Source organism: Levilactobacillus namurensis, from assembly GCF_032197885.1.
Taxonomy (GTDB): Bacteria; Bacillota; Bacilli; order Lactobacillales; family Lactobacillaceae; genus Levilactobacillus; species Levilactobacillus namurensis_A.
In genome coordinates this window covers 2,537,322-2,561,501 of record NZ_CP134159.1, presented here as the reverse complement: position 1 = coordinate 2,561,501, position 24,180 = coordinate 2,537,322, and the positions used below count along the sequence as shown (strand labels likewise).

Sequence of the window (24,180 nt, the reverse complement as noted above, 5' to 3'; positions counted from 1 at the left end):
GAATCACCGTTGCCAGTGTCACTTTGGGAAGTTAAGGAAACCCCTAACCCATTTTCGTTTTGAGCAGTGAGTCGAATTGTCGCATCGACGGGGGCTGTATTGGCCTTTTCTTGCAGGTCGGGATTGTTCGTAATCGCGGCGATTGGGGGGGGTGACGTCTGGATCAACTGTAGCGGTCGGCGTCTGTTGGGTCGCCGTTGGCAAGTTGGTCGGGGCGTGGTACAGCACAGGGTCCGTGGTTTGAAGCTTCATAGATGAACTGTACCAATCGGGACCGAAGTCCGCAATTCCCAGGTCGGCGGATGTACCGGACTTGGGAATCGTTAATGGAATTGATACCGAGTAGTGGTCTCCTGCGTTCATGGTCCCAGTTAATTCAATTTCTTTTAGCGTTGTCCAGTCGAATCCCGTTGGCACTTTGTAAGAGCCATCCAAAGTGATGAAGGTAAGTTGAACGCCTTCAGGGGTGTTCGTCAAACTATCTGCGTCGATGCTAGGCGAGACGGTCATGGAGGTTGCGTTATTTAAGTAAGCGGGCATTTCCAGGTAGACCCAAAGGCCTTGCTTCGTATCGGAATGGTTGGTGACATTGAAAGTTGCGGTTAAACTGGAATCTTGTGTGTTAACGGCTACTTCTTGATTATGGGATTCCGAAGAGGCTTGCGAGGTCTGGGTCCCTTTACTATTGGTGGCCGTAACCGTTATTGAAGCCCCTAACTTATCTTGGCTTTGATCCTGTGCTACCCCGGTCTTAATCACGGCTAGTGGATCAGTGATTTCCGAGGAATTTGCGAGGTCCTTAGGAGCTGCAAGTTGCGTGTCTTGGTCCTGCTGGGTGTTTGAATCGTTAGAGTTAGTGTTGTCAGAGTTATTGTTAACGTTGGTATCGGTGATATTGGACTCATCGGCTTGGTTGCTAGTATCGGTCCCGTTGGAATTAGTGTCGTTATTTAATTCATTGACGTCAGTCCCGTTGGTATTAGAGTCACCAAGTGAGCCGTTGGTGTTGTCCTCGTTGTTATCAGTATCGCTGTTTGAGGTGTCACCATTTTCTTCGTTAGTCTTCGTATTATCATTTAACTCATTATTTTCGTTGGTCTCGTTGGTATTGGTTGAGCTATCAGTGTTTGCTGGGTCAACATTAGAATTGGTTGCGTTTTCATTATTGGACGATGAATCCGCATTAACGGTTTCAGTGACCGGTGTCGAATCTGAATCCGTGGTCGCCGCGTTGGCCGGGACGGTCAAGGCCAAGCCAGCGCAGAGACTCGTGACACTGATTGCCGCGTAGAGCCAGCGTTTGCCTGCCTTGTAACTCTTATAATGTACTTTAGTCTCCAACATGCTCCTCATCCTCCAGTCAAAGTCGTTTAGTATGTAATCCTCTTTTGCTTTTAACACCCTCATTGTATAACCAATCACAAATAAGTCAATAATTAATTTACAATAGGAAGCATTTTTGGGGTAATTAAGTGTTATAAAGCTCTTTTTTTCTTGTTAAACACCGTAATTGCAAGGCGTTAGTTAATTTTCTTTAGCAAACTACGCGCACTTCTCGGTTAATCTTTTCTGGATAATTTTTCTTATCTAAATAAAGCAAGCGTTAACGGGTAACCCCACAAAATTCGATACTCGTAACACCTAAATTCAAATGGACATAGCTGCCGTGGTGCTGTTAGTTAATCACCGCAACGACTGTTACAGACTCTAACGAAAACGTAAAGATTGGGGATGGGGGTAGCGAATGAGTAGGGGATGACGGGAAAACTATGGTATAAAAGAAGACTACCGGATAAGAAATGGAGGATGAGGTTGTGATGCGGACAATCAGACGATTATTGGGCATGTTGGTTCTCGTAGTGGCGGTTGTCCTGGGTTACCAAAATCGCGCAACGTTGGTCCCGCAAGCTACGGCGAAAGTCAATCAGTTGCGGACGGAGCTGGTCACGGCCCTAGATGGCAACTGGGTCAACCGGTTGGTGGGTCAAGAGCGAGACGTGGCCACGCCAAGTTCCTCGACCACCACCACCCCGATGGAACCCATCGTGGAGGGGATGCGGTTGTCGCCCACCTATTATTACCACTATAGTGCAACGCTTCCTGCTGCCGGCCGCCGGGTCTTTGCGGACGCCGTGTCGCGGTACAACGCCACGGGCATCGTTCACCTGGTTCAAGGGACTGCGCCAGCGGGGAAGAACTCCATTACCTTCTCGGTCTATCACAAGCGGATGGCTCAGAATAGCGCGGAGATCGAATTAGGCCATGGTGGTCCCAGCATCACGCAACGGGTGAGCCTGGCGGGAACCCATGATCAGAATAACGCCAACGCCAGTCTCAATGCGGACTATGGCGGAGCGTTCAGCGACGCGGTGGCGACTCACGAGTTGGGTCACGCCTTAGGTTTAGACCACAGTCAGTCCCTGTTATCGGTGATGTATCCAATCAGTCAGGGACGCAGTCAGCTATCGGCGGGCGACATTGCCGGACTGAAGGCGATTTACCGTTCAGCTAAAGATTAGACAGGTAACGGCTCGGCGAAGGGGGTTCTTTCGCCGGGCCGTTTGTAATCAAGCAGTTTTAATTGGTTAGACCACTTATCTTGCGTATGAGAAAAACGCTTTAAACCGCCGTCTAACGCACTTTAGCGTTTTTAAATCCGAAACATTCGACAATCCCCTACCGTCGGACTTTGATATATGGTACAAACGTCGCAGACGATTTGGCCCGACCAAGTCCTAAAAAATGTAAAAGGGGTGCTAAGTGTGAAGTGGCGAATGTGGTGTGTTGGTGGATTGCTGGTTCTACTGATGATGGGGGGACTCTACCATAGTCAGCTGACACCGGAAAGTACGCGCTGGGTGAACACGCAGTGGGACCGCGTGTTGCGGACCCTGAATCTGCCCAGGCCTGTTCGGCCGACACCCGCACAAGCTGCGACCACTAAGGGGGCCACGCCCATCTTTAAGATCATTCACGGCGAGTCTTTGGCGCGGACCTACTACTACCGGTTCAATCGCAACCTACCTACGGATGGTCGCGACGTCTTTGAGACGGCCGTCGCCACGTTTAACCGGACGGGGTTGGTCCACTTGAAGCCCGGCGTGGGGCCCGATGGGAGTAATCAAGTGGTTTTTTCCACTTACTGGCAGACGGCTAAGGACCCCCAGAAAATCGAGTTAGGTCACGGGGGCCCGGAAATCGTGAATACGTTGAATCCGCGGGGCATGCTGACTAGCAATCAGGCCACGGCTAGCCTGAACCGGGCTTATCCGCAGGCGTTTAACGACGCGGTGGCGATCCACGAGTTGGGGCACGCCTTAGGGTTGGAACATAGCCGGGACATCGATTCCGTGATGTATCCCACAAATCAGGGCAATACGGACCTAACCACCGGGGACTTAGCGGGTTTACGGGGCGTCTACGGATCCCGGCCGCGGGTCGCCCATCCCTGAGTTAAGCAGGAATCCTTATTAATATTGTATAAATAATGCGTTTGACACCATGAATAGTTGTTAACCTATGTTATGATAATAGGACAAAAGTTCAGTTGGCTTTGAGGGGGGCGTTGACCGTGCGACAGCATCGAAAGTTTTGGAAGTGGGTCGTTTTAGGCGCCATGCTGGTCATGGGCGTCTACTACCTGAGTGGATTACCGGTCACGCAGCGTGAGGCGTTGGTTCAACCGGATGAGCCGGTCACCCAGACCACGCCGGTGAAGAACCAAACGCACCGGCCTAAGGCGACCCCCACCGCCGCTATCGTACGTGACGTCCCGCTCTCTAAGACCTACTATTACCACTTTAAACGAAACCTGCCGTTACCGGGGCGTCGAGCCTTTCGCGCGGCGATTGCCACCTATAACCAGACCGGCAGCGTGCACCTGATTCAGGGGAAAGCCCCGGCGCAGGCTAATCGAATCACCTTGCGGGCCTACCACAAGCGGATGCCGAAGCGGGCGAATTACCGCGAACTAGGTGAAGGGGGCCCGGCCATTATCCGGGAGACCAGCTTCTGGCACGTTGCGACTTGGAACCACGGCACGGCCAGCATGAACGCAGACTATCCGGTCTCGATGACCCAAGCAGTCGCTGTCCACGAACTGGGGCACGCGTTAGGGTTGGCCCACAGTCGGTCATCCCGTTCCGTGATGTACCCGTACAAGCAACACCGGGTTCACCTGACTCACCGCGATCGGGCGGGGTTGGCGAATATCTACCAATAGGTATCGTGGTTCTTGAAAGAGCCGAGAATCCAAACGGTATGACGTAAATAATGCAAAAAAAATCCGCGAAATCATTCGCGGATTTTTTAGTGCGCTCATTTATTTTGTGGCGTCGAATTGGTAAGCGGAATCGTAGAACGGTACCCGGTAAGCCCGGTAGGCGTAAGCCTTAGAACCAGCGTTCTTCATGGTTAAGTTGAAGACCTGCTTGCCACTCTTAGTGACTTCGATGACGTTACTTTCGTTTCCGCCATTCTTGTACCCGAAGTCGATCAGGACGTTACCGTTAGGTTGCTTCTCGGCGTATCCGATGACACTGGTGAAGTTGGTCTTACCCAGGGACTTCCCATAAGCCCAAGTCTGCTTGATGGTCATGTTCTTGGTATTGACGTGGTATTGAACGGCTTGTGAGTACTTGCCGGACGTCTTCTTGTTCCCGTTAGTGACGGCAATGTTGTTGTCGTACAGCATGAAGTCTTCGCTGGAAGCCTTAGCACCGTTACCGTTGTTCAACAGGTAAAGTCCGTGTTGACCCCCGGTGATGGTGGTGCCCTTGGTTGGCGTCAAGACATACTTACGGTAAGCCTTTGGCCAGGAGGACTTCTTCTTCCCACTGTAGATCCACTTGATGTGCTTGGTCTTGTAGTCCATCTTCATGATCATATCTTGGTTCCGCGTGGAAATCACGATACTCTTATCGTTCTTGTCGTAGTCGATGGCGTTTTGGTGCAGCCAGTCGATCTTACCATCGGCACCCTTCTTGTAATCCTTGTACATGGACTTCGGCAGGATCTTCTTCATATCGATGACCTTAACGATCTTTCCAGTATTGTGGTCGACTTCGATCATGGTGTCTTCCTTATACTTGGAACCGTCGGAGACCGTGGCTAACAAGTTGTGGTTAGGCAATTCGACCAAGTCATGGTGAATGACCGTGGTTTCAGGGTTAGCCTTAGCGGCGGCCTTACTGATACTGCCGGCATCGGAGCTACTGGTCTTCGCGGAGAAGCTGTATTCCTTGTAGACCCGACCCAAGTAGTCGGTTTCCAGTAAGTCGTTGTACACATCAGAATCCACGTCCTTCTTCGACAGAATCATGATGTGTCCGTTCGACCATTGTTCGATCATGTGTTGGGAGTAGTTGGTGTCGTACCACCGAACAGCCCCGTCAGCGTCGACGGCCATCGGTTGCTTAGTGGTCCGGTTCAAGATGGTCAGCTTGTTCTTGCCGATGCTCATCTTGTCCTTATCCTTATTAGTCACCGTAATCGTGGCGTTCTTAACGTATTTAGGTAAGGCCCCCGTCTGCATCCGCAGCGTCTTGGTCGTGGTCTTACCATTCTTAGTGGTTTCAGTGATTTTAACCGTGTTATTCGTATCGGCGTACAGACCCACCACGGGAACTTGGTGACTGGTGGTGTAGCCACCCTTGACCGTGTTGGTGATGGAGGTGTGGTCCGTCTTCCCGACCACCGTGTAGCTGACCTTCACCGCATCATCCGTGGTGAAAGTCACTAAGGCTGACAATGGTGAAGAGCCATAAGGATTGATTTTAACGTAAGGGTTGTCGAACGTGTAATCCTTATTCTCCGCAGCGGCCTTGTAGGTCGCGGTCAGGGATTTTTGTTTATCCTGCCGGGTCGATAAGATGCTGACATCCAGGTTCTTCTTGATCTGATCCGTGGTCAGGCCGACCTTGTTTTCCTTAATCTTGTAGCTCGCCGTGGTTTTGGTCTTGGTTGAGCAACCAGCCAGGCCGACCGTTAAAATTGCGAGTGAGGCGACTGCCAAGGTCCACAGTCGTTTGTGAGTACGTTGCACGTGCGCCATCTCCTTAAAATTAGATAAAAAGGGGGCGTTTGGACAGTATTGTCCCAACATCCCCCAATGTATGTAACACACTTAATATAGCACAGCTGTGAAACAGAGGTGTTACATAAGTCTAATGAATTTATGAATTAAATGTGATAAAAGTGTGAAGACGACATGATGGCCCCGGTATGCCGGGGATGGTCACCCTTTCTAAGAAAAGCTTAGACAATCCTTACCGGCGTGTTAGGACGCTGAAGACGGCCCCATGCTATAACTAGGGTACGCTATTGGTTCAGCCGATGGCCATCACCGGTGACGGTGATTCCAGAGAATTCATCGTGGCTTGCCGCGTTAGTCTTTCCGTCCGTGAGCGGAACTAGCGCGATCTTGAAAGGAGTGCTTCACCATGTCTAAACTTACCTTAACTTTAACGCAACACTTACAGCGCCATAGCACGCAACCAGTCTTAAAGGACGCGGCGACCCAAGAATGGTATACCGGGGGCGAACTCGCCGCCGACGTTGACCAGTTGAAGGACCAACTCCGGGGCCTCAAAGTGGGGCACGGTGATCACGTGTTGGTGGCCCTGCCTAACGTTCCCGTCTACCCCGTCCTGATCCAGGCCATCTGGGAATTGGGCGCGGTAGTGGTCCCCGTGGCGGGCACGACCACCGTAGAAGACTTACACCGTCGGATGCAGCAACGCGTCTTTGCGGCCTATGTGGTCACCCCGGAGTTACTGAACGCGGCTGTGACGGCGGTCAGTACGGTGACCCGACTCCAATTGAATACCGCCCCGGAATTGACGTTGGTCCGGGACCTGGCCGTTACCGGCCACGTGGCGGCGACGCCTACCGAAGCGGACCCGGCTTTGCGTTTAACGGTCGCCCAATCACCGGTCACGCTGACCTACGCCCAACTTCAACGGGACGTGGCGGCGACCGTGGCGACCTACCAGTTAACGGCCACGGACCGCACCTTGCTAGTGACCGCGCTGACCCAACAGGAAGCCCAACTGGCACTACTGGCGACCCGGTACGTGGGCGGTCGGGTAGTGATGACCCAGCAATTCACCGCGTCACAATTCTGGCCCCAGGTCACGGACAATCAGATCACTCACGTGTCCCTACGCCCTTTGCGCTTGGCGGCGTTGTTACGGCTCGCCGACCCCAGCGGCCTGTCGACCTTACGCTTCATGCCCGAACCTGCGTCGGTTCCTGCCTGGGACCGGGCGTTACGTTACCGGGTCAGTCAAGCTGACCGCCGTGATTCGCGGTTCACTAATCCCCAGAAGAAGGCTATCATAAAAGATAATGTACCCCGGACCGCAGGGATGACTCCCGGTGCGGGCTAACTTCTAGGTAAGGGAATGTGAGAAATGACACGGATCGTGATTGCGGCGGATTCATTCAAAGGGAGTGCCACCTCCCAACAAGTGGGCGAGTACTTAACCAACGGGATCTATCAAGTTGACCCGGAAGCTTCGGTGGTCACGGTCCCCATGGCCGATGGCGGTGAAGGGACGGTCGACAGTGTCTTGGCGGCGTTAGGCGGCGAACGCCGAACCACTAGGGTGACGGGACCGGTGGACCAGCCGGTCGACGCGACATGGGGCTGGTTACCGGCCCAGCACATGGCCGTGATTGAAATGGCCGCGGCGGCCGGATTGAACCTGGTTCAGCCCGACTATGCGCCCCTTACGGCCAGTACTTATGGTGTGGGTCAGTTGATTGACGCGGCGCTGACGGCCGGGGCGACCACCGTTTACGTGGGCCTGGGCGGTAGTGGCACCACCGATGGGGGCGCGGGGATGTTGCAGGCCCTAGGCGCTCGCTTGCTGACGGCTACGGGCGACCCGATTCCGCGGGGCGGGGCCGGGTTACGTGAGCTGGCCTTAGTGGACCTCAGCGGGTTAGATGCCCGCTTAGCCAGGGTCAACCTAGTGGCCCTGACCGACGTGGAGAACGTCTTGACGGGTCCCTACGGTGCGGCGGCCGTTTTCGGCCCACAGAAGGGGGCGACCCCGGAAATGGTGCAAGAACTCGATGCCAATCTAACCCATTATCAGGCGGCCCTGGCCGCACAAAATGCCTTTCCACTGAGCTGTCCGGGCGACGGCGCCGCGGGTGGCACCGGGTTTGGCTTACGGTTATTGGGTGCGACACTGGCACCGGGAACCGCGACCATGCTAAAGCTCACGCAATTGGCGGCCAAGCTGCAAGTGGCGGACCTGGTCCTGACCGGTGAAGGCCGGGTGGACGGCCAGTCCCTGATGGGTAAGGCCCCGATTGGCGTGGCTAAGCTGGCACACGCCGCCCAGGTTCCGGTGATCCTGATTGCCGGGAGTGTCGGTGACGACTTAGCGGCGGTTTACGCGGCGGGCGTCGACCTGGTCTTGTCGTCTACGGTAGCCCCCATGACCGTGGACCAGGCCATTGCCCAGACGGAATCGCTCCTGACGAATGCTGGCGCTACGGCGATGCGGGCTTATCAGTTAGGACAGCCGACAGAACTTAAACGATGAAGATAACCCGGGAAATCCTGACATTTCCCGGGTTATTTTTGCGTTGGCAGGCTAGTTTTAGGCGCTAGTGGAACTTACGGCGCCAACCAACCAGTCCCAGTAAGCTACCGCTACCCAGAAGGATTGCGAACCAGGGGGTGTGGTCGTCAGTCTGGGGGAGCGTCTGGTTGGTCGTGGGATGCGGCGTGGTCGGCCGTGACGTTGAAGCTTGAGCCGGATACTGAGTGGCCGAGTGTTCGGACGGGCGGTCCGGGAGATGGCTAGTCAAGGGGTGTAACAGGCTGGGGGATGTTACGTTGGTCGAACTACCGCTCAACTGTGGCTTGACTGGTGGTTGGGGCGTTGGTGTCGGGGGCGTGGTGGGTTGAGGAAGCTCCGGCTGGGGTTCTGGTGCGGGTTGGGGTTTCGGTGTTGGTTTTGGCGTTGGTGTGGGTAGTGGGGGCACCACCGCGGCCGTGGTTTTGGTTAAGTGGAAGATGATGTTCGCCGAGTATGGTGCTTGTGGGTCGTCGCTGGGAAGCCCTGTGATCCAGTACGCTCCAGCTGGGGTGGTGGCCGTTGGGGTGGCCAGGGTGTCACCGGCGGCGTTTTGGGTTAACTTAAAGAACGCGGTGGCGTCCGCGTCATGGTCCACATCGGGGTGATCACCCTTCATCTGGAGAATGACGGGGGGAATATTGGTGATCAGTTTAAGCCGGGTTGGGGTGGCTTGCCCGGTGGTGGCGTTTTGGACCTGCCACTGGAATTTCTGGACTAACGCCGACAGGTTAATGGGGTGGGCGGGCGTCGTTGACGGGTCTCCCAGTGAGCCGACGTCGAAGGATTGGTCGTACCCGGCGGAATGATTGTCATTATAATTGGGGTGCTGGGGTAAGTTGGTGAGACTGGTTAACAGGTGATTTTGGTCATAAGCAAAGGTACCGTTTAGGGACCGCAGATCCGGCAGGTATCCGGAGAGGTCATTTTGACCAACGGAAAGTAAGGGGGATTGGTCGGATTGGTCGCTTGGTTGTTCATGTAATCGAGGTAACGCCGTGATTTTTCCCGAGAGGTGGTTCGCATTTAGCCGAACGTTGCTGATCAGTGGGAAGTGGTCTAAGTGGGGGATGCCACCCGTCAGGCCTAAGCCGCTTAACTCTAGGGTGGTCAAGTGGGGATTGTTGGGCAGTAGCTGATCAATAAACGTTTGCGCGGGAATCTTGAGGTCGAGTTGCCGATTCCACAGGCGTTGGCTGTTGTCCGGCGCTTGAGTGTCGCCGCCGTATTGGAGTTGGAGAACCTCCAGTCGGGGAGCGAAGCTAAAGGACAACTGATGGAGGCCGGTCAGGTTCAAGCGGTCGGCCTCCACGACCGTGAATTCGGTGAGGTTCGTAAACTTGTCCAGGCCAGTCCAATCGGTGATTTTACCTGGTTGGAGCAGATCCGTGGTGGACGCGCGCGGTTGGGTAATGGGAATGTTGGCGTCTGAAAGGCTGGTCAGTTGGGGAAGGTACTGGGCCAGATTCGCATCGGTGATGGTGGGCGTTGACGCACCGGCTTCTGCGGGTGCCACTTGGCCTTGTAGGTTCTTTTCGATCCAGTTGCGGAGCGTCTTATCGGGGAGCCAGGTCTGAGCGTTCCCTAGATTCGTGGTGGTTGTCCGTGACGCCGCAGTGGGGTGCGTTGTGGCCGGCAGATTGCTTACCGTAGCGGCGTTTGCCGGAAGGGCACCCGCAGATAGCGCGAGGCTCAGGCCTAGTAGTAAGGTGGTTTGCAATATCACGTGGTTTGCAGAATTAGCGTGGGAAGCGTGCTGGTGATCAGAGAATTTAGTGGACAAAGGGGGTCCCTCCTGAATGATGTGGGGTGAACGGTTACGATAACCCCAGTATAGTAGCTCGGACGATAATGACAACCTAATCGTCTTATAAATAATTTTATCAAGAACGTTACTCCCGGTACGACTGATTTGGGAGCAGCACTAAGCGTGGGACGTTGAGGTGCTACCACCAGCGGTAAACGGGTTGGCAGAACGACAAAAACGACTACCCCTTACTTCGGCTGAAGTAAGCAGTAGTCGCGTTTAAATTCTGATACTCAAACGATTTCGCGTGGTCGATCTAATGGAACACCCGCGCAATCCCAGCAATGTTCGACCGTTGGCCATTCTTGATGGGTTGGACCATGATCCGTGGTGGCCAACTTTCGATGACCTTGTTGTGGCCTAAGTAAAGCGCTACGTGCCAGATGGTGTGGGTCCCTGGCTGGTAGTAGAAGACTAGATCGCCGCGTTGCCGGTTTCGGTACGCCACGTGCTGGAACTTCTTGCTGGCCCAGAGGTTCCGTGAATTCCACTCGTTACCTGGGTAGGCGTGGTGGATGGCGCTAATTGGTGCGGGGTTGATGCCTCCAGCGTAGAGGGCCTGCATCACCAGTCCGGAACAGTCCGTGCCGTAGATGGGCTTGGAGGATGAGCCGACTAAGTACGGCTTACCCAAGTACTTGTAGGCCTGGTGAATCATGGCTTCGATGTGGGCGGACCGGCCGTTCCAGGCGTGGGCGCCTAGTGGTGCCACGTAACTGTCGATGCTCTTGAAGCTCGACTTGGAGAAGCCCAACTTGACCCAGGTCTTCTGGTTCACGTTCCCCGTAACCTTCAACCCGTGCTTCCGTTGAAAGGCCTTAACGGCGTTGTAGGTCGCCTGGTTGTATTGGTTATACCCGTTGGCGGTGCCTAGACGACGCATGATCTTCCAGGTCTTGATGCCTTCGTAGTGCCGTTTGACCGTGTAGCCGACCTTCCCGTAAGGCTTGATCTGGGTGTAGTTGACTTGATAGTACTTCTTAGGGTTCTGATACCCAGCTGTCTTGGCAACGAAGGCCTTGTTAGCCGTCACGTATTTCCCAGTGTTGGTCTTTAAGACCGGGTGCTTGCCCGTGGTGATTACTTTACTGATCTTAGCGTAGTGGCCCTTTTTGATGGCTTTGATCTTTTGGGTTCGGGCGGCATTCTTGTAGTAGATAACGGTCTTCTTGACCCGGATGATGCCCGGGTTGGTGGTGTAGTAGGTGCTGGCGGCCTGTGCCGGAACACTTAAGCTGGCCGTTACCCCAGCAATCAGTAATAGGCTGGTCAGTAACTTCTTATGTAACACGATGATCTCCCCTTTGTTAATAGCTTAACGCCCGGTAGGCGTCTTGTTTGCGGTGCTTCGCCAGCGTGGCTAATTTCATACTGGTCTTCTTATGGGTCCAGGGGTCGTTGTAGTACGCCCGGGTCTTACTGTAGCCGCTGAGCGTAATGGCGTGGTTGACGAAGCCGTCCACGTTAGCGACCCAGATGACCACCGGGTGGCCCTTGTTGATCTGCTTCTTAAAGGTGGCAAACGACGCGCCCGTCAGGTTCTTGGCGTGGCCAACGTGCTTGCGCACCACGCCCATCAGGCCCTTAGGATAAATCCACCAGCCCGTTGGTGAGTAGGGACTGCCCACAAACCCCTTGTTGGGATTGTGACTGCGGGGCGTCTCCTTAGCCAGTTGCATCTTGGTGACCTTGGCCCCGGCGTATTGCAACATCATGGTCGTTGCCGTGATTTCGCACCCCGTCGGCAGTTCCGGCCGTTGGGCAATCAGTGGAACCTTGAGCTTCCGCAGGGATTTTACGGTCCCGTTGCGGTGAATCCAGCCGGTCTGGCCCTTGCCGGCGGAAAATTTGAGCCAAATACCTTTAGGCAATTTTTCCTCCTGCGTGACGTGGACCGACCGGTGTGCGTAGGCTTGGCCGGTCGCAATCGGCTTGAGGTTTTCTTCGCTGGACTTGGCTCCGCCCGTCGCGTAGACCTTGTAGTTGTGCGGCCGGTTCGCGCTGATCTTGGTGTAATAATTCACCTTTTTGCGGCTTAAGATGGGCGCGTAGGTGGGGGTGGCGGTGTCGGCGTGGGCCGGCACGGTCGCCCCGAATGTCATCAGGGCGGCTAAGGTGACCATACCCGCCCAGAGATGGTGAAACATACTCGATTCCTCCCTTGAAACTAGTTTATGAGTCCCGTGTTCAGTATAGTCTTGCGAATAACTAACGGCAATCATCATTTTGTGAAACAACCATTCTGACTTGAAAGTAAGACCGCTTAAATACCCCCGCGGAAGCCCATTGGTGGTTTCCACGGGGGTATTTGGATGGAGGCGCTAGACGATTTGGGCGCCTAAAGCGGTCTGGAAGTGCCGCAGGGCCCAGTCATGGCCGGCCTGGTCGAAGCTGGCGACGGCGTCACGGTGAATCACCAACTGGTAGCCCAGGTTATACGCGTCAACGGCGGTGTGCAGGACGCAGATGTCGGTGCAGACGCCCACCAGGTGCAGGGTGGTCACGTGGCGCTCCCGCAGCCGCAGATCCAGGTCGGTCCCGGCGAAGCTGCTGTAGCGGGTCTTGTCGAATTGCCAGACGTTAGTGGCCTTGCGGTGCTGGTCGTACCAGTCTTGCAAGGGGCCGTAGAGTTGCCGCCCCCAGGTGCCACGGACGTTATGCGGCGGAAAGAGCTTGCTTTCGGGATGGTAGGGGTCGTGGGGCGTATGAACGTCGGTGGGTAATAGGACCCAGTCACCAGCCGTGACCATCTGGTCGGCTAAGGCCACGATAGGTTGTGCCAGGGCCTGGCCCGGTTGCCCACAGGTCAGGGCCCCTTGGTCGGCCACGAAGTCGTTAGTGTAATCAATGATGAGTAATGCTTGCGTGCTTGTCATCAGAATCTCCTCCTCAAGGTGGTACTGCCGAGTTTCGGCGCCAACTCAGCGTCGGGGCAGACTTGAGTTCAGTATGCCCAATTGGTCTCGCGGCCGTCAACGACTTAGCTCATTAAAATCGGAATAATCCCCCGTGTGTTGCGCTTGACAGGCGCATGGGGATTTCCTATACTATAACTAGATTAATATTATATGGCATATAGTATGGGGGGAGCAAAAATGGCCATTCAGGTCCCAACGGAATTGTTAGACGGCTGTGTCTTAGGCGCGTTGAGTCGGCAGGATTTTTACGGCTACGCGCTGACCCAGGCAGTCCGGCAACATTTACCCATCTCAGAATCGACCCTGTATCCGGTCTTGCGCCGGCTGAAGAAGAACGGGTGGTTGACCACCTACGATGAAGCCTATCAGGGGCGGAACCGCCGGTACTATAAATTAACGCGGACCGGGCAGCAGCAGTTGACCAAGATTCAGGGTGAATGGGGCGACTTCAAGCAAGCCATGTCCGAACTATTGGAGGGGAAACAAAATGGATGAGTATATTCAGGCCTTGCAGCGGCTCTTGATGCAGCTGACAACGGCGGAGCAACAGGACGTCGTGGAATACTACCGGGAGTACCTACAAGACGCCGGCATCACCAGTTATCAGGGCGCCGTGGACGCGTTAGGAACGCCCCAGTCGGTCGCCCGGAAAGCCCTGGCGGATTATTCAATTAAGATGAACACCCAGGCGGATCAGAAGAGCGCCGCCGCAGCCCAGAAACGGCCGGGGACCAAGGATAACGTGCGGATGATCTGGCTGATTATCTTAGCGTTGCTGTCTACGCCCGTGACCATCCCCATCGTGCTGGTCTTAGGCGCCTTGATCGTAGCTGTGGGGGCGGTCATCCTGGGCATCGTAGCGGCCGGATTTGGCCTGCTATTCGCCGGCCTGGCCAGTGGGGTCGTGGGCGTAGTCGTCGGCATCATGATGCTCTTCACGGCGCCAGCCACGGGGGCCTTTTACCTAGGGCTGGGTCTAGTTGTCCTAGGGGCCAGTTGGCTGATTACCGAAGGCGTGGTCTGGTGCGGAATCCAGCTGATTCGCTGGCTCGCGAACCTGAGTCGGTGGGTCTATAACCGCTGGATGCCTAAGCACCCGAAGAAACGGGGGGGACAATCATGAAAAAACGCTATATTGCCTGTGTGGCAGCCATTGTGGTGGGTATTATCTTAGTCAGTTGGGGAACGGCGCATAAGGGAATCAAGCCGGTGACCTGGGACCGGACCACGAACCGGCTAGTGGTCCTCAAGAAGGTCCGGCACACCACTAAACTCGCTGATTTTGACCGACTGGTGGTCAACACCAAGTTACCAGTCGTGGTCAAGCCGGGGAGTGTGAACCAAGTGACGGTCCAGCAACAGGCGGCCAATCGCCGGCGCCATCCCGTGACCACTAAGGTCCACGATGGGACGTTAACGGTCAGTGGCGGCGACCAGCGCCAACGCGGCGTTACGCTCAACGGGTTAGCGATTACCGGTGACGATGAGGCCTTCGATACCGATGGCGCCATCACCATCACGGTCCCACAATCGGATCAGCTGAAGGTCTTGACGCTCCAGAAGAGCTGGACGGTACGGTTGGAAGACTTGACGGTCCAACGCGTGACTGGTCGGACGGGAGGCAACTTCCAGGCCAAGAACGTTCAGTTTAAAAAGGCCCTGGACCTCTCCCAAGGGGATGCGGACATCTACTTGACCAACGTGACGGCTCCCAAGGTCACGGCCAAGACGTCTTACGGGGATATCCAAGTCCGTCAGAGTCAGTTTAAGAGTACGGCCAACGTTTTGAATTCGCTAGACGGTGACATCACCTTAGAAATGACCGAATTGGGCGGCGGGGACCTCCGCACGTCCGATGGCGATATCACGGTCCGTGATAATCAGGTGGCGAAGACGTTAACGGTTCAAAGTTACGAGGGCGACCTGTCGGGCATGGTTCCCGCCACGGCCGGGGTTTCCGTTCAGGGCTCCACGGATAGCGACATCGAACTCTTCGGACGTTCGCGGGGGGCCACTGCTCGGGTCCGGCCGCACGCCAAGGTCCAGTACCGCTTCATCACGGGCGACGATGGGGACATTACAGTGCGTTAGTTTTCACAGGACTTGACGGAGATGGTAGAATAGAGGGACTTGTGTCGCAGTAGCCAGCACCGTGACACGTGATCTGAATGAGATAAGGAGATTTTTAATCGTGTCTGAATTAACTTACTGGCAAAAAATTGCCGCCCACGCCCAGGCCGAACATCGGCCGTTCTTCTCACTGGCGCCCATGGAAGCCGTGACCAACGCTATTTTCCGCCGGGTCGTCGCTCGGGCTGCTGCCCCCGACGTTTTCTTCACGGAATTCACCAACGCCATTAGCGTGACCCATCCCAAGGCCAAGTTCACGGTCCAGGGCCGGCTCTACGTGGCGCCCGAAGAGGCCCACTTTCCCGTGGTCCAGCTCTGGGGCAACCAACCGGAGGCGTTCGAAGCGGCAGCGGCCAACGTCAAGGAACGGGGCTACGAAGCCATCGACCTGAACATGGGGTGTCCAGATGCCACCGTCATCAAGAACCACGGGGGAAGCGACTTGATTCGCAACCCCGAGGACGCCGCAGCGGTCATCGCAGCGACGAAGACGGCCGGCCTCCCCGTCAGCGTCAAGACGCGCCTGGGCTACAGCCGGGTCGACGAGTGGCACGATTGGCTTCAGTTCTTATTAGAACAGGACATACCGCTGTTAACGGTCCACTTGCGGACTAAGAAGGAAATGAGCCGGGTCGGTGCGCATTATGAACTGATCGACGACATCGTGGCCTTACGGGACCAAGTTGCTCCGCACACGTTACTGCAGATTAACGGAGATATTGAAAACTACCAGGATGGATGTGCCTTGGCGGCCGCTCATCCGGGGGTCGACGGCATCATGATCGGCCGGGGCATCTTCACCAGCCCCTTCGCCTTCGAAAAGACGCCGCAGGACCACGACGTGAAGGAATTGTTGGGCCTGTTGAACTATCAATTGGACCTCTACGATGACTTCTCCGAGCGGTTCGATACCCAACGGTTTGCGTCCTTGAAGCGTTTCTTCAAGATCTACGTCCGGAGCCAACCGCACGCTGCGGAACTCCGCAACGCCATGATGGAGACGCGGACCACGGACCAAGTTCGGGAACTCTTGCGGGAGTCGCCATTAACTAAATGAAAATTGTCGGCATGATTGCCGCGGAGAGGAGCCTAGGGCCAAACGTCCGGGCTCCTTTTTTAGGTTTAGCCAGTGTGGTATTCCCCCGCCTTACCGGTTGGGCCTGAAGAGGCTGGAGCGTGGTGGGCACGACTTGGAGCCCTGAAAACCCCATGTCTTCAAGCTCGGCCTTTGGGTAAGCCAGCTGAAAAACGCTGACTAACCCAAACGACACCACTGAGCCTCTTCAGACCCAACCTCACGGCTAAATTGAGCGTATCAAAAACAGTGTTTCTTGACGTCCGAAATTGAAAATATCACCGGGTGGGACTGTTAAACTAAAACACTAAGGCGTAAATCTTATCAGACCTCGAGTCCGTGGTAGGCATCATACTTGCGCCATGGCTACAAACGGGTGGCAACCTTATTCATACCAACCACTACGGCCCGTTGGCAAATCATGTTTCGCTATGATTTCACGACTGTAAGCCGAGAGGACGGCCAGACAAGGCTCAGCCGTGAAATTTTCCTTGGTGAGCGTTCCTTAGCTCGCCTAGGAAAAGGCCAAGCTTGAAGACCTGCACTGTGGGCTTCAAGTTGTGCCCACGGCGTTCCAGCCTTGTCTGGCCGCCCGGTAGGCGGATGACCATCACAACGGTAATTGGTTTATATGACAGTCTTGAAGTCCAACAGTCTCCGTTCGACTGTCAGCGCCAGATATTTCACCGTTATTCAAATCAGCTCTGTAAACCTATTTTGGTTTTACAGAGCTGATTTTAGTATATTTCTAAGTTTAACCAAGACCAGATTATGGTCATTTGGACCTGAAGAGGCTGGAACGTGTGCCCAGAGATGGCCAACTCCGCTCCCTTTTTGGCGCTGGGTAGGTGTGTTGAGTTGCTGGCGGCACGAAGGGGCGTTACGCTATAGGGGAAACCTAAAATGGGGAGAGATGAGCATGACTAAAAAGTCACGGACTTGGAGGCAGTTGGTCAAGCGGGTCCTCTGGGTGGATGCCTGGATGTTGGCAGCGACCGTAGTGACGGAGTGGCTGTCGACGGGCCAGCCGTTTAACGGGTCCGCCCTGGGCGGCATCTTGGTGGGATCTGGGCTGGTCCTAGTGGGGAAGGGCCTCACGGATTGGCAACGTCGGCGAGTTCAACAGTTGCCGCAGCACAGCTACTCGGATGCCGAGATCAAGGCCTACTTCCGGCAGCATCGGTCATCCAAATAAGCAGTAAGCGACGCGTCTGGGCGAACAGGTCCAGACGCGTTTTTATCCGGTTCTGAGACCATCCGCTCGAGGTTCTGCTCACCGACTTGGCGTGGTCGACCAGTTTTGACCCCGCCAAGCAAAATTTGGGGCCTGAGACGGTAAAAGTGGTAAGTTTAGGTTGGAAGTTGATGAGAAACTGGTCATGGCGTGACGACCAATCAAAAACCGATGAGAACGGGATTGTGAGCGGAATCATGACTTGTGAAATAAGTTCACTTCTATATTATCGATAATTTTTTTGAAAAGTTGAGCAATATGACTAGGGGGTTTTCCGCAAATAGGTTATAATCAAAAATCGGAAATTCGATTGTCAATTTAACCGCGCCCGGATGCCGGGGTGGACACGTACAAGGAGTTCAAACTTATGACACCTACGATTCAAATTATCTTCGCCAGCCAATCCGGCCGTAATCAGGCCCTGGCAATGCATCTACAGTCCGACTTAGCCGCTCACGCCCAGACCGTGGTCACGGAAGTTTCCCAGGCCGACGCGTATGAGTTGGCGCAAAACGACGCCGTCATCGTGGTCAGCTACACCTATCATGATGGGGACCTACCGGACGAGATGCAGGACTTCTTTGAAGACCTGAAGGACGTTGATTTGAATCGGACCAAGTTTGCCGTTTGCGGCTCCAGTTCCAAGACCCACGTGCACTTCGGCCGGGCAGTCGACTACCTGACGATCCAGCTAAATTCTAGTAACGGCGAACAGGTCGCGGATTCCGTGAAAATCGACCGTGACCCCGACCAAGCGGATCTAGCCCGGATCGATCAGTTGGCGCAACAGGTATTGAATCGTTTAGAATCAGGAAATTAAGATGAGGTGACGTAAGTATGTATTTACGGAAAGCAAAACCAGATGAATTAGAACTTGTATTGGACATCATTGAAGACGGTAAGAAGCAACTCGCTGATGCCGGGATCGACCAATGGCAGAACGATTATCCGAACCGTGAGACCATCATGGACGACATCAATGCTGGCCGGGCAGTCATCTACAATAGTGACGACCATGAGACCTTAGGCGTCGCATCCGTGGTACAAGCCCCAGACCATTCTTACGACACGTTAGACGGTGGTTGGTTGGTCAACACGGACCATTACGTAGCGGTCCACCGGGTCGCTATCTTCTCCCACCACCAAGGGAAGGGCTACGCATCGAAGTTATTCCAAGACCTCTTCGCCTACATCGCGAAGAACCATCCGGAAAGCCAAAGCATCCGGATCGACACGCACCAGGATAACGCAAAGATGCAACACCTGATCGTGAAGAACGGCTTCACCAAGGTCGGCGCCATCAACGGGGTCTACCAACCCGATGATGCTTGCTTCGTTTACGAAAAGGACCTGCGTCAAGCCCACATCACGGCTGACGCCAGCTAAGCTAACCCAAGATTAAAGGCATCCCCCAGTCGTTCAGTTGAACGGCTAAGGGATGCCTTTTTGTGTTGCCAGTTGTTAGACTTTCGAAGGTGCAATGGCGAGGTGCTTACCACTCAAAGTTGGATTGTTTGCGGGTCCGGTGGAGGTATTCAGCGCCCTTGAAGGACTTGCTGAAGGTGAAGCGAATCCGGTGATGCCGGTAAGACCGCAGCAGCATCTTAGTGGCGCCGCCATTATTCTTGTATTCGCCGACCAGCCGGTAGGTGTGCTTGCCAATCTTCTTGTACTTATGGGTCACGGCCATCCCCATCATCGGCGAGTTCGTAGAATACTTATGATTATAGTAGGAAAAACTATAAAACGGTGCGCCCTTAGGTTGGATGTACATCTTTTCGAAGCTGTAGTCGCCGTGTTTGAGGCCGCGGTTGTACCCCGTCTTTTTGGACACGTAGGTGCCGCGAAGACTAGCGGGGGTGCCCTTGTGCCATTTAGCAGCTTGGGCGGTCAGGGCTTGACCACCCAGCAGAGCAGCTAGGGTGGTGGCGGTGGTTAGTAGAATCTTGGTGGTGTGCATGGTGGTGCCTCCTATGTAGTTGTTTAGACTAATGATGATTGAACAGTAAAACCATCTGGTTCTAGTATACGCTAAGACCGGTGCTTAGGCTAAAAAATGGTGAGGATGACCGTCAATCTTTGGTGGACTGGGGCTGCGGTGCCGGGGCGGTTTGAATCAAGCCTAGTTGAAGCGCATAATAACAAGGTGGTTTTCCGATTTGGGACGAAAAAAGCTTGCGCGAACGGGTCAAACCAAGTAGCATATGTGAATATACACTATTTTCATCTTGAATCACCGAGTGTGGCCCGTTCGATGAAAGATCGACGGGTAACGGGGCCAGTTCACAATGCCATGTGAGGTTGCTGGGCCAGAGCCGAATGTCAACGGCCGGCCCGGCCCGAGGGTCAGACTCACCATATTTCTATAGAAAGAAGGAATTAGATTGCAGAGAAGACTAAGCTCGCGCCAAATGCAGATGATTGCATTGGGCGGTACTATCGGCGTTGGATTATTTATGGGGTCTGGTTCCACCATTAAGTGGACGGGCCCATCCGTCCTCATTGCCTACATCATTTCCGGGGTATTCCTGTACTTGATCATGCGGGCATTGGGGGAGATGTTGTACGTTCACCCAACGACCGGTTCATTTGCAACCTTCGCTTCCCAATACATGCACCCGGTATTTGGATACCTCACGGCTTGGAGCAATGTGTTCCAATTCATTGTGGTGGGGATGAGTGAAATGATCGCGTTAGGCGGCTATTTCCGCTTTTGGTGGCCCAACTTGCCGGATTGGATTCCCGGCCTGATTGCCATTACCTTCCTGTGTGTCGCGAACCTGATCTCCGTCAAAATGTTCGGGGAATTGGAATTCTGGTTCGCGTTGATCAAGGTGGTCACGATTATCTTGATGATTATCGCCGGGTTAGGCGTGATTTTGTTTGGCTTCGGGAACGGGGGCCACGCGGTCGGCATCAGTAACCTCTGGGCCAACGGCGGGTTCTTCACCGGTGGGGCCAAAGGGTTCATCTACGCGTTAGCCATCGTGCTGGCGTCGTATCAAGGCATCGAGTTGATCGGGGTCACGGCCGGAGAAGCCGAGAACCCGAAACACACCTTAGTGGCGGCGATTCAATCGACCGTTGCCCGAATCCTGATTTTCTACGTGGGGGCGATCTTCGTGATCGTCAGCATCTACCCGTGGGATAAGCTGAACCAATTAGGCTCACCGTTTGTGCAGACGTTCGCCAAGATTGGGATTACCGCCGCGGCTTCCATCATCAACTTCGTGGTGATCACCGCCGCGCTGTCCGGGTCCAATTCCGGGATCTACAGTGCCAGCCGGATGACCTTCACCTTGGCTGAGAACGGCCAACTGCCTAAGAAGATGACCCTGTTGAACCGCCACGGCGTTCCGTTTTATTCCGTGCTCGCGATTTCCTTGGGAATCGCAATCGGGGTGGTCTTGAACGTGGTCTTACCCATGTACTTCAAGGATGCCAGTCAGATCTTCGTGATGGTCTACAGTTCCAGTGTCTTGCCGGGGATGGTGCCCTGGTTCGTGATTCTGGTCAGTGAGATTGAGTTCCGGAAGCAGAATGCGGCGAAGATGGCGGACCATCCGTTCACTATGCCGTTCTCGCCGTGGTCCAACTACATTACGTTGGCCTTCTTGTGTGTCACGCTCTTATTCATGTTCTTGAATCCTGAGACGCGGATCTCGATCATTGTTGGGGTGGTCTTCTTAGCGGTGATGACGGTGGTTTACTTCCGGAAGTACCAGCCACGCGAAGCCACTAAGGATTAAGGCATCTTGCAGGTTTAGAAATAGGGGGCAGATACTGTGAGTCGTCCAGGAAAATTTGCAAAATCAAGTCGGATCAAGCAGTTGCGGCAGTTCAACCGCCGCAAGCAGCAACAGGGGGGCAACACGATTCCCTGGGAGCAGGTCCCCGACTTTCTCTTGGGGCGTTACCACCTGACGCAGGGCGCGCAAGTCACACCCTTGGTGGATGCCACCATGCAACGCTTCTTTAGTGAATGGTTGACCACCGCGCAGGCCGCCGGGCCGCAACAGGTGCAGTGGTCGTTAACGGCATTGACCCCGCCAACGTTGAAGCGGATTGGTAATCAAGTCCCGTGGCAATTCTACGCAGTTCTCGCCACGCAGTTTGTCCAGTGGCAGCACTTCTTTCGCAAGGAGGGACCGGCTGTGCCAATCACGCCTAGACGGCAAATCATTGACCCACTGGCGGCTCCGGCCATCACCCAGATGATTGCCCAGCAATTGGCGGTCAACTTACTAACGGTGATGGCAACCCCCATCACTAATCAACAGCTTATGCAACTGGTTGCTAGTTTCTTATCCAACCAGCAAATCAAGTGGTCGGCGGTGGCCACCCTCTTCGGCCCCTTGGGGTTTGCCGTGACGGCGCCTGAAGGCAGTCCGGCCTATCGGTGGTTAAACGACCTGCAGGCCTTAACCGTCAGCGACTTTGAAGATTGAGCAACTCGATACGAAAGACCAGCCATTGGCTGGTCTTTTTGCGTCTGATGATTATGATTTAAGTTGAACCACCGGTTAGCGCAGCGGTGCGGTGACTTGGTGGGACGCTCAAGCAACAGTGACTGGCGATCACGTGAATCGCGACTGGTTGCGGCTACTTGATCCTAAATGATATAAAGGAGTGAACTTCTATGAAGCGTCGTTTACGTACAACTTTATTGACCGGAGCAGCGGCTCTGGTTTTAGGTCTTAGTGGTCTGGCAGTGCCTGCTTTGGCGGACACCACGACCACCAGTTCGTCGTCGACACCGACGACCAGTCAAAGCACTACGGCGAGTGAAACCTTCACGAACCCGACTAACGCGTCGATCTCATTGGATTCAGCACCAAGCATTGGCTTTGGTGGGGCAATGACTCCAAACACTAAGTCGAACGAGACCTACACGGCAACTAGTGCGGATAATCCGGTAGAAGTCGCAAACCAAGGGCTACCAAGCGGATACAACGTTCAAGTCGCCAACTCAGCCTTCACTAACGCAACGGGTGATAAGCTGGGTGGCGCCGTCTTATCGCTGGGTGCGCCAGAGGTCGCTGCGGCGAACACTGGCAACCCTTCGACAGCACCAGTGGCCAGTGCGGTGACCTTAAAGGGTGACGGCACCAACTCGCTGTTACTGGATGCACCTGCCAAGGGTGGCCTGGGAGTCTTTGACGCCGACCTTGATCTGGCGGATGTCACATTAGCCGTACCTGCTGGGCAATTGCCCGGGACTTACACGTCTAACTTGACCTTTACGTTGGGTGACACGGCTCAATAATAGGTAGTTGTGGAATACGGATGCGCTTCGTCGACCGGTCAACGGCGCGAAGGCATCATGAGTCGGTGTCGCTGCGGTGACACCGGCTTTTTTTAGACAATGGCCATATTTAGTTTGGGGGAAACTTAATATGCGAAAATTTTGGCAAGGACTCTTGGTACTGGGCGCACTACTCGTCGGTGGGCTCATAACGGAGGTGCCCGCGCACGCCGCGGACGTTGGGTATACGGTGCAAGTGGTCAAGCCGAAGAACCAAGACGATAAGACCGTGGGGTACTTTGCGTTACGCACGCACCCCAACGCACAACAAACGTTGGAAGTCATTGTGCATAACCAGACCGATCGGCCACAGAAGTTTAACGTGCACGTGACGCAGGCGGTGACGAATTCTAACGGGATCATTGATTACAGTCAGTACGATCCCCAACTGGACCCATCGCTGAAGGTCAAGATGCGGGACCTGTTCGCTAAGCGGCAACAGACCATCACGGTACTGGCTAATGGTCGGGTGCCCGTCAAGGTGACCTACCAGATGCCGGCGCAACGTCTGCGGGGCTGTGTGCTGGGAGGCATCTACGTGATTCAAGCCCAGCCGCAACAGGTCAAGCAGACCAAGGCGAAGATTCGTCTGCGGGACATCTTCGCCTACGCCGTCAGCATTCGGTTGCGGGAAAGCCCGCATAACGTCACGCCTAATCTGCGCATGAATCGGGTTGGCGTGGCTCAGGTCGACCGGCAGAACTTGGTTACGGCCAACCTGCAGAACTTTGAACCCGGCATTCTCTCAGGGATGTCCGTTCAGGCTAGTGTCAAGGCCCGTAACGGCTTGCGGCCCATCTTGCAGCAGAATCAGAAGCCCTTGGGGATGGCACCCAACAGTAACTTCAACTTCGGGTTACCTTGGGGTAATCATCGGCTAAAGGCGGGGCCCTATACGTTGGAGCTGACGGCCCACGGTGACGGTCAGACCTGGCACTTCGTCCGGAACTTCACGATTACGTCGCAGGAGCTGCGGAAGTTAGGACCGACCAATCCGACCAAGCCGAACAACTGGTTATACCTCTTGTTGGCTGTGATTATCGCCTTGTTGTTGGCTTTGATTGCTTACCTGCTGTACCGCAATCACCAAGCGCGGAAACAGCAGTAGTAACCGCAA

General features: G+C 54.7%; 23 protein-coding genes. 16 read left to right on the top strand and 7 right to left on the bottom strand.

Going from position 1 to position 24,180, the window contains the following annotated elements:
* Nucleotides 1–18: 18 nt before the first annotated feature.
* Nucleotides 19–1,344: a KxYKxGKxW signal peptide domain-containing protein gene (locus RIN67_RS12150; RefSeq protein WP_313826128.1), complete on the bottom strand. Its 1,326-nt coding sequence runs from the start codon at nucleotides 1,342–1,344 to the stop codon at nucleotides 19–21.
* A 473-nt stretch (nucleotides 1,345–1,817) separates the two neighbouring features.
* On the opposite strand from RIN67_RS12150, the gene RIN67_RS12145 reads away from it, so the two are divergent.
* The 3 genes from RIN67_RS12145 (at nucleotide 1,818) to RIN67_RS12135 (ending at nucleotide 4,222) form a co-directional block, all read left to right on the top strand.
* The gene (locus tag RIN67_RS12145) at nucleotides 1,818–2,519 is read left to right on the top strand and encodes a matrixin family metalloprotease (RefSeq protein WP_265000082.1); all 702 of its coding nucleotides are present in this window, start codon (nucleotides 1,818–1,820) and stop codon (nucleotides 2,517–2,519) included.
* A gap of 243 nt (nucleotides 2,520–2,762) precedes the next feature.
* Nucleotides 2,763–3,452 (top strand): matrixin family metalloprotease, encoded by a 690-nt coding sequence (locus RIN67_RS12140; protein WP_265000083.1) that lies wholly within the window; start codon nucleotides 2,763–2,765, stop codon nucleotides 3,450–3,452.
* 119 nt (nucleotides 3,453–3,571) lie between these two features.
* Nucleotides 3,572–4,222, top strand: a complete 651-nt coding sequence (locus tag RIN67_RS12135; RefSeq protein WP_265000084.1) for a matrixin family metalloprotease — start codon at nucleotides 3,572–3,574, stop codon at nucleotides 4,220–4,222.
* A 99-nt stretch (nucleotides 4,223–4,321) separates the two neighbouring features.
* On the opposite strand, the gene RIN67_RS12130 is transcribed toward RIN67_RS12135, so the two are convergent.
* Complete coding sequence (locus tag RIN67_RS12130; protein ID WP_265000085.1) at nucleotides 4,322–6,052, bottom strand: aryl-sulfate sulfotransferase; 1,731 nt, start codon at nucleotides 6,050–6,052, stop codon at nucleotides 4,322–4,324.
* 388 nt (nucleotides 6,053–6,440) lie between these two features.
* Between RIN67_RS12130 and RIN67_RS12125 the strand changes: the two genes are divergently transcribed.
* Both RIN67_RS12125 and RIN67_RS12120 read left to right on the top strand, forming a co-directional pair.
* On the top strand, nucleotides 6,441–7,388 hold the full coding sequence (locus RIN67_RS12125; protein ID WP_265000086.1) for an AMP-binding protein: 948 nt from the start codon (nucleotides 6,441–6,443) through the stop codon (nucleotides 7,386–7,388).
* Between the two features lie 24 nt (nucleotides 7,389–7,412).
* The gene (locus tag RIN67_RS12120) at nucleotides 7,413–8,558 is read left to right on the top strand and encodes a glycerate kinase (RefSeq protein ID WP_265000087.1); all 1,146 of its coding nucleotides are present in this window, start codon (nucleotides 7,413–7,415) and stop codon (nucleotides 8,556–8,558) included.
* Between the two features lie 64 nt (nucleotides 8,559–8,622).
* Here the strand turns inward: RIN67_RS12120 and RIN67_RS12115 are convergent, their stop codons facing one another.
* The 4 genes from RIN67_RS12115 to RIN67_RS12100 all read right to left on the bottom strand — a co-directional run bounded on the left by RIN67_RS12115 (nucleotide 8,623) and on the right by RIN67_RS12100 (nucleotide 13,277).
* Nucleotides 8,623–10,377: a hypothetical protein gene (locus RIN67_RS12115; RefSeq protein WP_313826129.1), complete on the bottom strand. Its 1,755-nt coding sequence runs from the start codon at nucleotides 10,375–10,377 to the stop codon at nucleotides 8,623–8,625.
* 280 nt (nucleotides 10,378–10,657) lie between these two features.
* Nucleotides 10,658–11,659 carry a DUF5776 domain-containing protein gene (locus tag RIN67_RS12110; RefSeq protein ID WP_390894570.1) on the bottom strand — a complete coding sequence of 334 codons (1,002 nt, stop codon included), beginning with the start codon at nucleotides 11,657–11,659 and terminating at the stop codon, nucleotides 10,658–10,660.
* A gap of 49 nt (nucleotides 11,660–11,708) precedes the next feature.
* Complete coding sequence (locus RIN67_RS12105; RefSeq protein WP_107738268.1) at nucleotides 11,709–12,548, bottom strand: C39 family peptidase; 840 nt, start codon at nucleotides 12,546–12,548, stop codon at nucleotides 11,709–11,711.
* Nucleotides 12,549–12,722: 174 nt separating this feature from the next.
* Nucleotides 12,723–13,277, bottom strand: a complete 555-nt coding sequence (locus RIN67_RS12100; protein ID WP_265000091.1) for a cysteine hydrolase family protein — start codon at nucleotides 13,275–13,277, stop codon at nucleotides 12,723–12,725.
* Nucleotides 13,278–13,496: 219 nt separating this feature from the next.
* On the opposite strand from RIN67_RS12100, the gene RIN67_RS12095 reads away from it, so the two are divergent.
* From RIN67_RS12095 to RIN67_RS12065, 7 genes are all read left to right on the top strand, one after another.
* A complete protein-coding gene (locus tag RIN67_RS12095) occupies nucleotides 13,497–13,814 on the top strand; it encodes a PadR family transcriptional regulator (protein WP_024747359.1) in 318 nt (105 codons plus the stop codon).
* Nucleotides 13,807–14,442 carry a DUF1700 domain-containing protein gene (locus RIN67_RS12090; protein WP_265000092.1) on the top strand — a complete coding sequence of 212 codons (636 nt, stop codon included), beginning with the start codon at nucleotides 13,807–13,809 and terminating at the stop codon, nucleotides 14,440–14,442. The genes RIN67_RS12095 and RIN67_RS12090 overlap by 8 nt, the downstream gene beginning before the upstream one ends.
* A complete protein-coding gene (locus RIN67_RS12085) occupies nucleotides 14,439–15,410 on the top strand; it encodes a DUF4097 domain-containing protein (RefSeq protein WP_265000093.1) in 972 nt (323 codons plus the stop codon). The genes RIN67_RS12090 and RIN67_RS12085 overlap by 4 nt, the downstream gene beginning before the upstream one ends.
* 100 nt (nucleotides 15,411–15,510) lie before the next feature.
* Entirely contained in the window at nucleotides 15,511–16,506 is a 996-nt protein-coding gene (locus RIN67_RS12080) for a tRNA dihydrouridine synthase (protein ID WP_024747362.1), read from the top strand.
* A gap of 937 nt (nucleotides 16,507–17,443) precedes the next feature.
* Nucleotides 17,444–17,719, top strand: a complete 276-nt coding sequence (locus tag RIN67_RS12075) for a hypothetical protein (protein WP_265000094.1) — start codon at nucleotides 17,444–17,446, stop codon at nucleotides 17,717–17,719.
* A gap of 406 nt (nucleotides 17,720–18,125) precedes the next feature.
* Nucleotides 18,126–18,578, top strand: a complete 453-nt coding sequence (locus RIN67_RS12070; RefSeq protein WP_265000095.1) for a flavodoxin domain-containing protein — start codon at nucleotides 18,126–18,128, stop codon at nucleotides 18,576–18,578.
* A 17-nt stretch (nucleotides 18,579–18,595) separates the two neighbouring features.
* Nucleotides 18,596–19,144, top strand: a complete 549-nt coding sequence (locus tag RIN67_RS12065) for a GNAT family N-acetyltransferase (RefSeq protein ID WP_024747365.1) — start codon at nucleotides 18,596–18,598, stop codon at nucleotides 19,142–19,144.
* A 106-nt stretch (nucleotides 19,145–19,250) separates the two neighbouring features.
* Here the strand turns inward: RIN67_RS12065 and RIN67_RS12060 are convergent, their stop codons facing one another.
* Nucleotides 19,251–19,718, bottom strand: a complete 468-nt coding sequence (locus RIN67_RS12060) for a hypothetical protein (protein WP_264999748.1) — start codon at nucleotides 19,716–19,718, stop codon at nucleotides 19,251–19,253.
* Between the two features lie 424 nt (nucleotides 19,719–20,142).
* Between RIN67_RS12060 and RIN67_RS12055 the strand changes: the two genes are divergently transcribed.
* The 4 genes from RIN67_RS12055 (at nucleotide 20,143) to RIN67_RS12040 (ending at nucleotide 24,171) form a co-directional block, all read left to right on the top strand.
* Nucleotides 20,143–21,507, top strand: coding sequence for an amino acid permease (locus RIN67_RS12055; RefSeq protein WP_264999749.1), 1,365 nt, complete (start codon nucleotides 20,143–20,145; stop codon nucleotides 21,505–21,507).
* 36 nt (nucleotides 21,508–21,543) lie between these two features.
* Nucleotides 21,544–22,206 (top strand): hypothetical protein, encoded by a 663-nt coding sequence (locus RIN67_RS12050; RefSeq protein ID WP_264999750.1) that lies wholly within the window; start codon nucleotides 21,544–21,546, stop codon nucleotides 22,204–22,206.
* A 191-nt stretch (nucleotides 22,207–22,397) separates the two neighbouring features.
* Entirely contained in the window at nucleotides 22,398–23,024 is a 627-nt protein-coding gene (locus tag RIN67_RS12045; RefSeq protein ID WP_264999751.1) for a WxL domain-containing protein, read from the top strand.
* A 130-nt stretch (nucleotides 23,025–23,154) separates the two neighbouring features.
* Nucleotides 23,155–24,171: a DUF916 and DUF3324 domain-containing protein gene (locus tag RIN67_RS12040; RefSeq protein ID WP_264999752.1), complete on the top strand. Its 1,017-nt coding sequence runs from the start codon at nucleotides 23,155–23,157 to the stop codon at nucleotides 24,169–24,171.
* Nucleotides 24,172–24,180: the final 9 nt, after the last annotated feature.

Excerpts from the sequence above, each read along its gene's own strand:
- RIN67_RS12105 (WP_107738268.1), bottom strand. The coding sequence starts at position 12,548 with ATGTTTCACCATCTCTGGGCGGGTATGGTCACCTTAGCCGCCCTGATG.
- RIN67_RS12150 (WP_313826128.1), bottom strand. The coding sequence starts at position 1,344 with ATGTTGGAGACTAAAGTACATTATAAGAGTTACAAGGCAGGCAAACGC.
- RIN67_RS12125 (WP_265000086.1), top strand. The coding sequence starts at position 6,441 with ATGTCTAAACTTACCTTAACTTTAACGCAACACTTACAGCGCCATAGC.
- RIN67_RS12085 (WP_265000093.1), top strand. The coding sequence starts at position 14,439 with ATGAAAAAACGCTATATTGCCTGTGTGGCAGCCATTGTGGTGGGTATT.
- RIN67_RS12040 (WP_264999752.1), top strand. The coding sequence starts at position 23,155 with ATGCGAAAATTTTGGCAAGGACTCTTGGTACTGGGCGCACTACTCGTC.
- RIN67_RS12070 (WP_265000095.1), top strand. The coding sequence starts at position 18,126 with ATGACACCTACGATTCAAATTATCTTCGCCAGCCAATCCGGCCGTAAT.
- RIN67_RS12095 (WP_024747359.1), top strand. The coding sequence starts at position 13,497 with ATGGCCATTCAGGTCCCAACGGAATTGTTAGACGGCTGTGTCTTAGGC.
- RIN67_RS12100 (WP_265000091.1), bottom strand. The coding sequence starts at position 13,277 with ATGACAAGCACGCAAGCATTACTCATCATTGATTACACTAACGACTTC.
- RIN67_RS12045 (WP_264999751.1), top strand. The coding sequence starts at position 22,398 with ATGAAGCGTCGTTTACGTACAACTTTATTGACCGGAGCAGCGGCTCTG.
- RIN67_RS12075 (WP_265000094.1), top strand. The coding sequence starts at position 17,444 with ATGACTAAAAAGTCACGGACTTGGAGGCAGTTGGTCAAGCGGGTCCTC.
- RIN67_RS12120 (WP_265000087.1), top strand. The coding sequence starts at position 7,413 with ATGACACGGATCGTGATTGCGGCGGATTCATTCAAAGGGAGTGCCACC.
- RIN67_RS12060 (WP_264999748.1), bottom strand. The coding sequence starts at position 19,718 with ATGCACACCACCAAGATTCTACTAACCACCGCCACCACCCTAGCTGCT.
- RIN67_RS12065 (WP_024747365.1), top strand. The coding sequence starts at position 18,596 with ATGTATTTACGGAAAGCAAAACCAGATGAATTAGAACTTGTATTGGAC.
- RIN67_RS12090 (WP_265000092.1), top strand. The coding sequence starts at position 13,807 with ATGGATGAGTATATTCAGGCCTTGCAGCGGCTCTTGATGCAGCTGACA.
- RIN67_RS12130 (WP_265000085.1), bottom strand. The coding sequence starts at position 6,052 with ATGGCGCACGTGCAACGTACTCACAAACGACTGTGGACCTTGGCAGTC.
- RIN67_RS12145 (WP_265000082.1), top strand. The coding sequence starts at position 1,818 with ATGCGGACAATCAGACGATTATTGGGCATGTTGGTTCTCGTAGTGGCG.